This window comes from Fulvivirga marina, assembly GCF_016775155.1.
Lineage (GTDB): Bacteria > Bacteroidota > Bacteroidia > Cytophagales > Cyclobacteriaceae > Fulvivirga > Fulvivirga marina.
On the sequence record NZ_JAEUGD010000066.1, the window covers coordinates 1,039,401 to 1,052,106 of the forward strand.

General features: G+C 39.2%; 12 protein-coding genes and 1 other RNA gene. 5 read left to right on the plus strand and 8 right to left on the minus strand.

Going from position 1 to position 12,706, the window contains the following annotated elements:
• The first annotated feature begins 141 nt into the window (after positions 1 to 141).
• Positions 142 to 600 carry a hypothetical protein gene (locus JMN32_RS24400; RefSeq protein ID WP_202859000.1) on the plus strand — a complete coding sequence of 153 codons (459 nt, stop codon included), beginning with the start codon at positions 142 to 144 and terminating at the stop codon, positions 598 to 600.
• Here the strand turns inward: JMN32_RS24400 and JMN32_RS24405 are convergent.
• The gene (locus tag JMN32_RS24405; RefSeq protein ID WP_202859001.1) at positions 590 to 1,129 is read right to left on the minus strand and encodes a GNAT family N-acetyltransferase; all 540 of its coding nucleotides are present in this window, start codon (positions 1,127 to 1,129) and stop codon (positions 590 to 592) included. The genes JMN32_RS24400 and JMN32_RS24405 overlap by 11 nt on opposite strands.
• A gap of 25 nt (positions 1,130 to 1,154) precedes the next feature.
• Between JMN32_RS24405 and JMN32_RS24410 the strand changes: the two genes are divergently transcribed.
• The 4 genes from JMN32_RS24410 (at position 1,155) to JMN32_RS24425 (ending at position 3,312) form a co-directional block, all read left to right on the plus strand.
• Positions 1,155 to 1,388 (plus strand): hypothetical protein, encoded by a 234-nt coding sequence (locus JMN32_RS24410; protein WP_202859002.1) that lies wholly within the window; start codon positions 1,155 to 1,157, stop codon positions 1,386 to 1,388.
• 381 nt (positions 1,389 to 1,769) lie between these two features.
• Positions 1,770 to 1,868: signal recognition particle sRNA small type (ffs, locus tag JMN32_RS24415), an RNA gene on the plus strand.
• A 60-nt stretch (positions 1,869 to 1,928) separates the two neighbouring features.
• On the plus strand, positions 1,929 to 2,585 hold the full coding sequence (gene fsa / locus JMN32_RS24420) for a fructose-6-phosphate aldolase (RefSeq protein WP_202859003.1): 657 nt from the start codon (positions 1,929 to 1,931) through the stop codon (positions 2,583 to 2,585).
• A 13-nt stretch (positions 2,586 to 2,598) separates the two neighbouring features.
• Positions 2,599 to 3,312, plus strand: coding sequence for a cell division ATP-binding protein FtsE (locus JMN32_RS24425; RefSeq protein ID WP_202859004.1), 714 nt, complete (start codon positions 2,599 to 2,601; stop codon positions 3,310 to 3,312).
• A gap of 6 nt (positions 3,313 to 3,318) precedes the next feature.
• Here the strand turns inward: JMN32_RS24425 and JMN32_RS24430 are convergent, their stop codons facing one another.
• The 7 genes from JMN32_RS24430 to JMN32_RS24460 all read right to left on the minus strand — a co-directional run bounded on the left by JMN32_RS24430 (position 3,319) and on the right by JMN32_RS24460 (position 12,695).
• Positions 3,319 to 3,864 carry a hypothetical protein gene (locus JMN32_RS24430; RefSeq protein WP_202859005.1) on the minus strand — a complete coding sequence of 182 codons (546 nt, stop codon included), beginning with the start codon at positions 3,862 to 3,864 and terminating at the stop codon, positions 3,319 to 3,321.
• Positions 3,857 to 4,438, minus strand: coding sequence for an RNA polymerase sigma factor (locus JMN32_RS24435; protein ID WP_394369192.1), 582 nt, complete (start codon positions 4,436 to 4,438; stop codon positions 3,857 to 3,859). The genes JMN32_RS24430 and JMN32_RS24435 overlap by 8 nt, the downstream gene beginning before the upstream one ends.
• 39 nt (positions 4,439 to 4,477) lie before the next feature.
• A complete protein-coding gene (locus JMN32_RS24440) occupies positions 4,478 to 5,200 on the minus strand; it encodes a tetratricopeptide repeat protein (protein WP_202859006.1) in 723 nt (240 codons plus the stop codon).
• A gap of 40 nt (positions 5,201 to 5,240) precedes the next feature.
• Entirely contained in the window at positions 5,241 to 6,653 is a 1,413-nt protein-coding gene (locus tag JMN32_RS24445) for a CCA tRNA nucleotidyltransferase (RefSeq protein ID WP_202859007.1), read from the minus strand.
• A gap of 84 nt (positions 6,654 to 6,737) precedes the next feature.
• Positions 6,738 to 7,754: a PorP/SprF family type IX secretion system membrane protein gene (locus JMN32_RS24450; RefSeq protein WP_202859008.1), complete on the minus strand. Its 1,017-nt coding sequence runs from the start codon at positions 7,752 to 7,754 to the stop codon at positions 6,738 to 6,740.
• 2 nt (positions 7,755 to 7,756) lie between these two features.
• Entirely contained in the window at positions 7,757 to 11,479 is a 3,723-nt protein-coding gene (locus tag JMN32_RS24455; RefSeq protein WP_202859009.1) for a PKD domain-containing protein, read from the minus strand.
• A gap of 163 nt (positions 11,480 to 11,642) precedes the next feature.
• Positions 11,643 to 12,695, minus strand: a complete 1,053-nt coding sequence (locus JMN32_RS24460; protein WP_202859010.1) for a PorP/SprF family type IX secretion system membrane protein — start codon at positions 12,693 to 12,695, stop codon at positions 11,643 to 11,645.
• Positions 12,696 to 12,706 lie beyond the last annotated feature (11 nt).

Genomic DNA, 12,706 nt, shown 5'->3' on the forward strand with positions numbered 1-12,706 from the left:
CTTTAAATTTCATTTTTTTTGGTAGAGTTCAGAATGATCTTATATCAACGGCCAAAAGCTATGATGAAAAACACCCTAGGGCGATAAAATTTACAAGAACTAAAAAAAGTCACTTTTGTTTTTATTAAAAAGTACAATTCAATGGCAAAGGCAAGTACACATCTTATAGAAGCATTAAGGCAAACTTCTAAAAACCTGGAGAAAAGTCAACAGTACCAATGGGGACATATGGGTAGCTGTAATTGTGGACGTCTGGCTCAGGAAATTACCCAGCTTAGCAAATCAGAGATTCATTCAAGAGCTATGAATAAACATGGAGACTGGAACGAACAACTTAACGATTACTGCCCTACCAGCGGTTTGCTAATGGATGATCTCATCACCCAAATGCTTAACTTCGGCCTGGACACTGATGATCTTAAGCACCTTGAAAAACTATCCGATATAAAAATTCTAAAAAGACTTCCTCTCCATAACCGCCACCTGAAACATAACAGAAAGCAGGATGTGATCATCTATATCGATGAATGGGCAGACATGCTGGAAGAAGAGCTTGCTGAGAAAATAGAACTACCTAAAATAGAACAAATTATGGCTTAAGGTATAGGTAGAAGATGCAATCTTTAATAGCATTATTTTGATTAACAAACCGGAACCAACGCTGTAGCACGCCTTCCTTTTTAAAGCCATTTTTTTCTAGCACTCTATGTGAACCAATATTATCTACATCGCATAATGCCCATATGCGCCATACATTGGTCATTTCATTAAGCAACTTAACGAGTTTCGCAACTGCTTCAGTAGTATACCCTTCACCCTCAAAGTTCTTATTTAAAATATAACCTATTGCCACCTTTCCCTGCTCATTGATTGCACCTAAACCACCAATAAGTTTACCAGTGGTCTTCAGCGTTATACCATAGGCATAGTCTTTACCATGTTTCCAATCATCCTCTTTTATGGATAGAAAACTATAAGTATCCTCAATAGATTGATGTGTGGGCCATGAAACAAACCTGGTACTTTCATGTATACTGGCATATCCATCATAAATGGCAGGAGCATCCTCCCACCTAAGCCTTCGTATAACTAATCTTTCAGTCTCAAAATTTTCCGGTAAATTCAGCATCTTTGCTAAAAATTTTATTCTTGCTATGCAAAATGTTGTTCATCAGTATTTCAAACGTCAGTTTGATGATTTCACTATCATTGTACAAGTAAACCCTGTAAACTTCAATGGTATTGAACTTACAATCCACAAAAATGGAGAAATTGAAAAAAGGAAAATGACGTTTGACCAGGACATTTACGAAGATCTGAATGTAGATGGTTTTATAGAATCCAGTTCTCTTGAATTCAACCTATATTTGAAGGGGCTGGCCAAATAGTTAACTCCATTTCCAAATCAAAGACATTCTTGCCCCATTGCAACATAACAAAACCAACCTCTAAAATCCATCCCCCAGTCTGCATTTTAAACAATGCTATGCATATCACTTAACAAGTAACACTCATTATTTTCAACCAAAAAATATCTACAGTTCCTCTTTTCACCTCATACTGCAATGCAACTCCTGTCTACCTCATGAGTTCGTGGCAATAGTTTAGAACACTTTTTTCCTCTTGCAAAATAGCTATGTAACTAAATAATTTCATGGCGTACTTGAGCTATAGGGCACAGTCTGAAGTATTTTCAATTAAAAAAATAAAAAACTTTAATTTAATACTCGTATACGTTTTACAATTCACCTAAACTTCCTACTTTTGCAGTGGCAAATCAGTACGACCAGCTCCTGCTGAACTCCCCCAGGACCGGAAGGTAGCAAGGGTAGGCGGTTGTAGCGGTGCGATACTTGATTTGCCTTTTTTTATATCAATTTCTGGATATATCTTAGTGTTCGAAACTATATTCCAACAACCACATATTTATGAAATTTTTTATTGATACTGCCAACCTGAGTGAAATACAGGAGGCTTACGACCTTGGGGTACTAGATGGTGTGACTACAAACCCATCACTAATGGCCAAAGAAGGCATTAAAGGTGATGAGAATGTAACTGCACATTACAAAGCTATCTGCGATATCGTTGATAACAACGTAAGTGCAGAGGTTATCGCCACTGAGTTTGATAAAATGATCAAAGAAGGCGAAGAACTGGCCAAGATCGACGACAAAATCGTGGTAAAGATACCTATGATCAAAGATGGCGTTAAGGCTATTAAGTATCTGAGTGAGCAGGGTATCAGAACCAACTGTACACTTGTGTTTTCTGCAGGACAGGCTTTATTGGCAGCAAAAGCTGGTGCTACTTATGTTTCTCCTTTTATCGGAAGGTTAGATGATATAGCATATGATGGCCTGGACCTGATAGAACAAATCGTACAGATTTACGATAATTATGGATACCCTACTGAGGTATTGGCAGCAAGTATCAGACACACCATGCACTTGATACAATGTGCTGAAATTGGAGCTGATGTTGCAACTTGTCCTTTAAATGTTATCACCAGCTTGCTTAAGCATCCATTAACTGATGCAGGTCTTGAGAAATTTCTTGCCGACCACAAAAAAGTAAATAGCTAAAAATATTAAAAAGATGTCTTTCTCCTCTGATCCGGTAGTGCGCGTTAAGGATGCCTCTATTTTTCAAGATGACCGAACTATTCTCAGCGATGTTAATTTCGAAATCGAGAAAGGTGAATTCGTATTTTTGATCGGAAGAACCGGAGGCGGAAAGACATCTCTTTTAAAAACACTTTATGCTGATCTTGATCTCAGGCTAGGCGAAATCATTGTAGCAGGCTACAATATCAAAACAATGAAAAAGAAAGATGTACCAATGCTTCGAAGAAAGCTGGGTATTATTTTTCAGGATTTCCAACTCTTTCCCGATCGCACAGTAGCTGAAAATCTGACATTTGTAATGCAAGCTACAGGTTGGAGAGAAAAATCCAAAATGAAAGCACGACTCACCGAGGTACTTATGAGAGTAGGACTGGGATCAGTCGGATCAAAAATGCCACACCAGCTTTCAGGCGGTGAACAGCAGCGCGTAGTTATTGCCAGAGCACTACTCAATGAGCCAGCCATATTGCTGGCTGACGAACCAACGGGTAACCTTGATCCCGAAGTGTCGCAGGGCATATTTAAACTCTTTCAGGAGATCAATAACAGCGGTACAGCTATACTTATGGCAACTCATGATCATACACTGGTAAAAACTCACCCCGGACGTGTACTTAAATGTGAGAAAGGAAGAGTTCTTGACTCTAAAATTGAAGAGGTTGACCTATCAACAGATCAATATTAGAAAGACCTAAACATTCACCTCTTTTTCAGGCTCTTCTTTTTTGTTTTTGCTAGCATAATCCTCCAGTTCCTGTAGTTCTTTATTCAATATATCTACACGCACCAGTAGGTTGAGAATCAATGCGTCCACCACTTTCTTACTCGGATTACTCTTCAATTCATCCTTCAAAACTTCATACATAGCATCAAGCTTTTGCAGGTCTTGTTCAAAGGCCTCATCAACCATGACATTACTTTCTTCAAAATCGTATATAAGTTCCTTCTTTTCAGAAATCTTCTGTACATAGAAGCTCTCTACAGATAAAAACTCATCATTGACACTCTCCTTATTGAAGGCTGCCGATTTAGGCTCTCCTCCATAATTTAATTGGTAGAACAACACCGATGATGTAATAAAAAACAATATTGAAGCGGCCTTCCAAACCCAATTATACTGACGACTTACGCTTGAGTTAAGCCCCTTATAGACTCCGCTCCATACTTTATCTGTTGGCTCCATATCATCAAACTCATGACGATTTTGACGGATAAACTCATTAAACTGATCACTCATAGATCACCTCCTTCTGTAATATTTCCTTAAGCTTCTTTTTAGACCGGTTGAACTGCGACTTGGACGTAGACTCTGTTATCCCTAATATCTGCGCGATTTCACTATGATCATAACCTTCTATTAAATATAATGAAAAAACCAGTCTATACCCATCGGGAAGTAAGGTCAATGCACGTTTGACTCGATTAACGTCCATCATTCCATTAGTATACTCAACAGGTGGATACTCTTCATCCGCAATGTTATCTTGCACCTCAGCAAACTCTACCTGTTTCTTTTTAATGAAGTTTATGGCTTTGTTTATAACTATACGTTTCAACCAGGCACCAAATGCCGCATCTCCTTTGTACGATTGTAAGTTTCGAAAAGCACTGATAAAGGCCTCCTGCAATACGTCCTCAGCATCATCAAAGTTATTGGTCATCCGGTAACATACGTTAAACATGGCTTTTGAGTACAGCTTATACAGCTGGCTCTGAGCATACCGGTCACCTTGCAGGCATCGTGCTATTACTTCAGCATGAATATTTTGAAATTTCTCTCCCAAGTAAGTACTTCCTTTCCTTATGCATATAGACAAGAAAGGAAGTACGGGGGTTGCATCAACAGAAAATTATTTATCAATATTCTGCAGATTTTCTTTAGCAAACGGGAAGTCGGGAGAAATTGCCAGAGCTTCATTGAAGTACTTTTTGGCCGAGGATTTGTCACCCTCATCCTGAGCAATAAGTCCTTTCAGATTAAGTAAAGCTACTTTTATAGGATACTCTTTTTGTTGTTGATTACCAATATCAAAGACTACATCCATATCTTCTGCTTCTTTTTTACCTAATAAGATATCGATGTTGGTTTTACTCTCATTTAATCGCCCCATTTCATACTGAAGAAAGGCAATCTTATATAGGGTTTGATAATCATCAGTTTGAAGGTACAATGACTCATAGCCATCCAAAGCCTTATCTTTTAAACCTAACCGTTCATACGCAACAGCCATGATTTCCATAGCAGCTGTATGCTTAGGACGCATAGAAAGAACATCCTGAGCTGAGATGGCTGCTGAGGCAAATTGTCCTGATTGCAAGTATAATGCTGATAAAGAATATAGTATTGAGTCATTTTGAGGATTCTCGACATAGAGGTTATATAACGCATTCTTTGCCACACCATAATCATTATAACGAATGGCCATTTGATAAACTCCTGCATAATGTGCTGACAACACCTGCTGTGCTGACATTGGCTTTTGCCCCTCTGTCTTTTGAGTTTCCTGAGCATTCAGGCCAGATACCATTCCTACCAATATCAGTATGAGAGATACACTTCTTAGATTTATCATTTTTATTTTGTTAAATTCCAAATGCCCAAATGTAATTAATTTAGTTGAGTTCAACACCTTTCTTTTGGGCCACCTCAAGCATATAGTTCCAGGCTTCCTGCTTATCATTCCTGATTTTGCCCTCAAGTATAGCTTCTTTAATTTCCTCTTTGATCTCACCAATGACCCTTCCAGGCCGAAGATTAAAGGCTTCAATTATCTCATCCCCGGTAATTGGTGGTTGAAAGTTCCTGACTCGATCTTTCTCCTCAACTTCTCGCATCTTCTTTTCCACTTTTTTAAAATTACTGAGGTATTTTTTTACCTTAACATCATTTTTGGAAGTAACATCTGCTTTACAAAGTTTCATTAAATCCTCAATATCATCACCTGCCTCAAACAATAATCTTCTTATAGCTGTATCAGTAATATTCTCCTTCACAAGGGCAATTGGTCTTAAATGTAAGCGAACAAGCTTTTGAACATAGTCCATCTTGTCATTTAATGGCAACTTAAGTTTCCTGAATATTTTTGGCACCATCCTAGCTCCTTTATCTTCATGCCCATGAAAAGTCCAACCAGCTTTTTTATCAAACCTTTTAGTTGCTGGCTTGGCAATATCGTGCAATATTGCTGCCCACCTCAACCAAAGATATTTAGATCTGTCGGCCGTATTATCAAGTACTTGTAATGTATGGTAAAAATTATCTTTATGACCTTTTCCATCAATAATATCCACACCATGAAGGTCAACCATTTCAGGAAAGATCAGTTTCAACAAGCCCGAATGAAAAAGAAGTTTAAAGCCATAAGAGGGTTTATCTGCCAGAATAATCTTGTTTAGCTCATCAGCTATCCGTTCTTTTGAAACAATTTTAATCCGGTCAGCATTTTTCACAATCCCGTCAAATGTATCCGGTTCAATATCAAAATGGAGCTGAGTAGCAAAGCGAATTGCTCTCATCATCCTCAATGGGTCGTCTGAAAATGTTACGTCCGGATCCAGTGGAGTTCTCAATGTTTTTCTCTTGAGATCTTTGAGTCCATCAAATGAATCTATCAGCTTACCAAAATTATGCTTTGAAAGCCCTATAGCCAGTGCATTAATGGTAAAGTCTCTTCTATTCTGATCATCTTCAAGAGTACCATCTTCTACAATAGGCTTCCTGCTTTCTTTTCTATAAGATTCCCTTCTTGCTCCTACAAATTCCAGCTCCCAGTCTTTGTAACTGATCATGGCCGTACCAAAATTCTTAAATACGTTTACCCGGGCATTACCCAAACGGGAAGCTACTGTTTTTGCTAATGCAATACCGCTTCCCACACAAACAAAGTCAATATCCTTGGAAGGTCGTTTCAACAAAATATCCCGTACAAAACCACCAATAACATAAGTTTCAACTTGCATCTCATCAGCAGCTTCTCCAACAATTTTGAATATAGGATTTTTAAGAATTTGGGCAGTATAGTCCATAGAGCTCCGACTTAAAGTTAAGTCTGCGTAAAGTTTCGATTATAAAAGCACAAATTTAGCATTTATAACCTACCCTGAAAAGGACTATTTAACAAACGTAGGACACGGAATAAACTTATCCTTACGTTTCGTCTTCGACCGTATGGAAAGGCTCATGCTGTACTTCAAGGAAACCTCATGTGCGCCACCTGATATTGCACCTAACTCAGAAATGGTAAAATCATAGCTATATGCAATTTCAAATTGATCAAACTGTAGGCCGAGTATCAGTACTGCAGCATCCTGACTTACATTATCTTTAGTATTTTGCTGTATAGGGATACCTCGGTACCATAGACCTATCATAACAGGCTCATAGAGAAAATGTAACCCTACATCTAGCTGATCAAAACTACCCTGATTTTGATATACAAATGATGGTGCTATACTTGAAATCTTGTCACGTTTAAACACACCATTATAGAGAGGTATCTTCACCCCAGCATGAATAGAGGTCTTGATAGGAATTTCGCTCTCCTCCCCCAGCAAAGACCTGTTTGGTTTATTTAAATGCTGCGCAGAGACCCCGGCCCAAAAGGTCTTGTTATAAACTAGAAAACCTGTACCAAAGTCAAAGTAACCGGTACTGCCTAAGTTACCAAAGGTCGGATCAGTTGTCGGTACCTGACCGTCGTTGCTAAACTCTAATTGATCACCAAACACAAGCTTATTAAAATCGATATTACGCCTCCCATAGCCAAAGTAAAGGCCTGGGGTCATAATCCACTTATTTGAAAGCTGTACCTTGTATGAATATATAAATCCAATAGATGTTGACCTAAGGTTTGCCGAACCTGCCTTATCTACAGTAGCAAGCATACCAACCCCACTGCGTAAGTCATTCAGGTTATAATCGTATGAAAAAGAATAGGTAACAAAACCGTTGGACAGGTTGGGCCACTGGTTTCTGTAATTAGCTATAAACCTATGGTCCGAACCGGTGCCCGCAAAGGCTGGATTCAGGTACATAGGTGCAGCATAATATTGCGAAAAATGCGGGTCCTGACCTACAACCTTAATAGCCAAAAACATCAAAAGGATTACAAGTATTCTTTTCTTCATAATTACCTTATCAAATTCACATCGCCTACTTTGGTTGTTCGCGTACCGTCCTCAAAAGTGAGTTTCAACTTATATACATATACATCCTGCGGGCAGAGCTTTCCTTTGTAATACCCATCCCATCCAATATTCTTATCCTTACTTTGAAACAGTAATTCACCCCATCGGTTAAAAATCAACATCTCAAATTCCACAATTCCCTCAGTAAGAGGTAAAAAGACATCATTAGTCCCTGCTATCCCACCGGTTTCACCCCCAATAGGACCCGTCAAATTAGGTGAGAATGCATTAGGTAAGAGGATTCTACCTCCTATAATTGCCTTCACTATACTTTCCCTCCGAGTAGTATCGATACAGCCGAATTCATTGCTGGCTGTCAAAACAATATCATATGTACCTTCCTCCTCATAGTAATGTACCGGCTCATCTTCTTCTGATGTAGCTCCATCACCAAAGTCCCAATAGAAGCTTGATGCTCCATAGCTATTATTTTTTGTATAAAGAGGACTATCCGGAATGTATACGATATTTGGCCTCACTTCAAACTGTGCATTTGGAGACTCATATACCTCAATAATCAGAGGCTTGGTTTCTGTAATAGTATCCCCAAGTACATTTGTAGCAGACAAGCTCACGGTATAAATCCCCGGCTCATAGTATGTGTATGATGGATTTACAGCACGGGAAGAGCCCTGATTCTCACCAAACTGCCAGTAGTAACTACCAGGCTCGGCATATTGTGTCAGGTTTGTAAAATTGACTGTCAATGGAGCACACCCCGATGCAGGGTCGTACTCAAAATCCACAACAGGAGGAATTGGATCTATAGTTACTGTCACTACCTGCGACTCAGAGCAATCACCATATGAAGCTGTCAAAGTAATGGTATAAGTTCCATAAGTATCGTATTGATATTGACCGATGGTAGGATCCGTAGAAGTATCTCCATTACCAAAGTCCCACAAATAGGTCCAGGGCCCTACGTTAGTTGTATTATTTAAGAACACAGTGGAAGAGGGTAATGTCTGATTTAATGGGGTAGCAGAAAAAGCCACGAATATATCTTCTCGTTTGGGGACAACAAAGTTTTGTACAATTACCTGACTCTCGCAATTTGCAAAGTTAGTGGTTTGCAATCTCACTTCTACATTCAGATCAACTGCTGTTTTATTAAAAACATGTTCGAACCTATCCCCTAATGTATTGGAGGAAAGAATAACCGTTCCATTTTCCAGTATCTCCCAGTCGTAATTAGTCAACCCCTTCTGAGTAGCTTCAAATTCCATACGCATCAGGTCACAATTGACCTCAATTGTATCTATATCAAAATCTGCGACAGGAACCGGATTTACCCTTATGATCCTGGTAGAATCTCCGCTACAGCCACTAGGAAGGGTGGCATTCAATGTAACATAGAAATTTTTAACAGATTCTGTATCGTTAACAAATTCATAATTAAATGCAGGTGTGCCGCCAGTATTTTCCTGATACACCAAGCCATTGTTATCACTTATTTGCCACTGATAGCCTGAAGGATTAAGTGACTGAGTCTCACTATCCACCTCAAAATTGACATCCACAGGAGAACAGTTATCATCAAATGGAGAGTAATTAAGGGATGTAAAACCTGATCTGGGTCCTGGAAGTACTGTTATGACTACTGGGGCGCTCACTGTTTCACACCCATTTACACTGATACTTCTTAACCTAATGTTAAATACTTTGTTTGCGGTAGTAACATTAATAAAACTCTTTGTATAGACATTTGAGAACGACGGATTGACCGGATTCTGAATAGAATCTACCACATACCCAGAACCTGTATCAATTTCCCATATATATTCACTTATTACATCTGGCTGGGAGCCAACTGCGTTATTAGTAAAATTAACTACCAACTCGCTACACCCAGAAACCTGGTCTGGAGTGATATCTGCCAATGGCAATGGATCAACGGTTACACTCTGGACAAAGATATCTGAACAGCTGTTTTGGTCAGTAGTAATCCTAAGTGCTACCTGATACACCCCTGATGTAGCATATGCTCTGGTAAAACTGATCTGATTATCATATGTAGCATCTTTACTAAAAGTGACACCATCATAATCAAAGTCCCACTCCCAGCTCACTATACTTTCCCCATTTATTGGGCTTAATGTTGAAAGATCTTCAAATGAAGTTGCGTTTCCCTGACAAACTCTATCTGCGGAAAAATTGGCCTCAGGACTCTCATATACAATCACCTCAACTTCATCTTCACTGATACATGAAGTCCCTACATCTCTGATAAGTAATTTTACACGATAGGTACCTACATTACTAAATACTTCGTCAAATGGACCTAGTACCGTTGATGAGAAGGCTCCTCCACTCGGCTCTTCTCTCACCAACACATCATTTTCATCATAAAACTCCCACCTCCATTGGGTTGTTGGATTCGGTACACCGATAGAGTTGTCTGTAAAATGAACATCAAAGTTGACAGGTGATACAACTGATTGACAAAACATAGGAGCTATGGGATTCCCTGATAAGTCGGTAACACCAATATTGGCTACTAATGTAGGTGAAATAAATACCAGATCATCATATACCGCCTCGCAATTCCCAGCAGCATTTCCATCCTGTATTATCAGACGAATTAACTTCTGTCCTCCGGTAGTATATGCGTAAATAGGATTTACAGCATTACTTATAAATACCGGTGTACCAGTGCCCGTACTGTTATCATAAAACTCCCAGGTATAATTAAACCCTGCGCCTGCTATGGGTGGTGTAAGATCCTCGAAATATATGTCTTCCTCCACGCAAAAGGTACTTTGCACTGGTCCGGCTGCATTACCCAGATGTGTTTGATAATCAGGTTGTGGAGCATCCACAACAACAATTCTTGCATTGAGCGTTTGCGGAGCATTATCTCCATTTACCAAATCTCCACTTACGGGGTTAAATGCATTGCCATCAGTAATGTCATTATCATATGGGTTACACTGATTCCAGTTTTTCAGGGTTATCTGAAACTCTTTACCAATGTCTGCCGAGGTTGTCACCGGTACATTCACTGGCAAACTCAGATCTCCAGGTGCGTATATAGGATATTTAGGGTTTGTTAATGGTGCGGGATCAAGGTATGGATAGGCAGCAGGAGTTACGCTATTAACATTTATACCGGGAATTCTGTTAGCAGCAGTTCCTGTGCCGTATATCCATTGTATCCATCTGGGTTCCCCATTTTCTCTGGTTAGACGGGGAAAACAATTCCAATCGCTATTATCTATAAACTGAACATCAGCTGCATATCCCTGACAAACTCTAAAAACACCGGGATCTATGGAGAGCACATCATTTGTCCAGACAACTACCTGTGTTTCAATAGGTACAACACTTCCTCTGGGGTTACATCCATTCTCTGCATCTATGATAACATCATAACCACACACTACAGGTGAATTAGGGTAAACATGAGTCAATGAAACTCCTGTAGTATTAGTCTGTACATAGGTTTCTTCCGGTGTACCATCGCCCCAGTCTACATAATACACCGTACCCGGTGTAGCAGATAAATAAAGTGTTTGGATCCCAACATTGAAAGGAGCACACCCTCTACTGCTTGTTAAAAAAGCAAAGCCCGGCTCCATAATCTGCCCACCACATTGGGCAATAGACTTCTGAAATACCAGAATCAATAAAAAAGTAGTAAGAAGAATTAATTTCTTAAAGTTCATCAGCTTCAAACATTTCCCGGTTATTGTTCAAAACCAAGTACAGACATTAGTGTATACGAGCCTGTCGACCAAGGGAACCGGCCAAAACAGAGTAATGTCGACCAATTGCTGAATCGGCCTATAAGATGTAAATACCTAAGATGTAATTATAGTTCCCAAAGCATTAATTCCAGAAACCTTCTTTACTATTAAATGAAGGGCAAGGAATTAATTTACTCTTCTTCTTCACTCCTGGTCTAATTGGCTTAGACACAAATTCATAAATTAAAGACACCTCATGAGACCCTCCAGTAGAAGTACTAAGTTTTGAGATGGTGAAATCATAACTATACCCCACTTGAAAGTTACCAAACATCAGACTCATAATAAACACCAACGCATCCTGCTGTACTACCTGAATGGTTTCGTTTCCTGACCTAAATGATCCCTTGATAGGTATACCTCTATACCAAACGCCCACAGCAATCGGATCTATGTGGTACTGCAACCCTATATCAAATTGCTGAAATGAAGCGCCCTGAATCCGATACACAAAAGACGGAGTAATATACGATACCTTTGAAATTGTCCTAGGGCCATTATACAGTGGGACTTTCATTCCCCCATGTATATTAACTCTGACTGGCAACCGACTCTCCTCATTAAGTATAGATAAATTTGGTCTATTTAAGTGATACGCTGATACACCAAACCAAAGGCTCCTGTTATATAAAACAGCTCCGGAAGAAAAATCAAAATAGTTCTGATTTCCTAATTTGTTAACATCGGGATCTATGGATTGTCCGTCAAACTCCAGCCCATCTCTTAATTGCAACTTGGCCCTGTCAATACCATTATTGCCATAAGAAAAATATAACCCCGGTGAAAACACCCAATTTTTATTGATACGTACCTTATAGGAATATAAAAGACCTGCATATGTAGTTCTCCACCCGGCAGACCCCATTTTATCTGTTGTTGCAAGCAGACCAAAACCACTTTTTAATTCATCTACAAATATTTCATATGAAAATGAATAAGTGGAAAAGGCCTGTGGAAGGTTGGGCCATTGCACCCTATGATTGGCTACAAGTCTTTGCTGGGGTGTAATACCTGTAAACCCTGGATTAAGATATAATGGCGCAGCGTAATATTGCGAAAACTGTGGATCCTGACCATAACTTTGAGTTAGAGCTATAATGGCAAGAAACAGAACAAGTAGTATATTTTTAAACATAATTACCTCAA

What these genes read in the sequence shown, in the direction of transcription:
- fsa (WP_202859003.1), top strand. Translation starts at nt 1,929, where the DNA reads ATGAAATTTTTTATTGATACTGCCAACCTGAGTGAAATACAGGAGGCT.
- JMN32_RS24445 (WP_202859007.1), bottom strand. Translation starts at nt 6,653, where the DNA reads ATGGACTATACTGCCCAAATTCTTAAAAATCCTATATTCAAAATTGTT.
- JMN32_RS24430 (WP_202859005.1), bottom strand. Translation starts at nt 3,864, where the DNA reads ATGAGTGATCAGTTTAATGAGTTTATCCGTCAAAATCGTCATGAGTTT.
- JMN32_RS24405 (WP_202859001.1), bottom strand. Translation starts at nt 1,129, where the DNA reads ATGCTGAATTTACCGGAAAATTTTGAGACTGAAAGATTAGTTATACGA.
- JMN32_RS24400 (WP_202859000.1), top strand. Translation starts at nt 142, where the DNA reads ATGGCAAAGGCAAGTACACATCTTATAGAAGCATTAAGGCAAACTTCT.
- JMN32_RS24450 (WP_202859008.1), bottom strand. Translation starts at nt 7,754, where the DNA reads ATGAAGAAAAGAATACTTGTAATCCTTTTGATGTTTTTGGCTATTAAG.
- JMN32_RS24410 (WP_202859002.1), top strand. Translation starts at nt 1,155, where the DNA reads ATGCAAAATGTTGTTCATCAGTATTTCAAACGTCAGTTTGATGATTTC.
- JMN32_RS24425 (WP_202859004.1), top strand. Translation starts at nt 2,599, where the DNA reads ATGTCTTTCTCCTCTGATCCGGTAGTGCGCGTTAAGGATGCCTCTATT.
- JMN32_RS24460 (WP_202859010.1), bottom strand. Translation starts at nt 12,695, where the DNA reads ATGTTTAAAAATATACTACTTGTTCTGTTTCTTGCCATTATAGCTCTA.
- JMN32_RS24455 (WP_202859009.1), bottom strand. Translation starts at nt 11,479, where the DNA reads ATGAACTTTAAGAAATTAATTCTTCTTACTACTTTTTTATTGATTCTG.
- JMN32_RS24440 (WP_202859006.1), bottom strand. Translation starts at nt 5,200, where the DNA reads ATGATAAATCTAAGAAGTGTATCTCTCATACTGATATTGGTAGGAATG.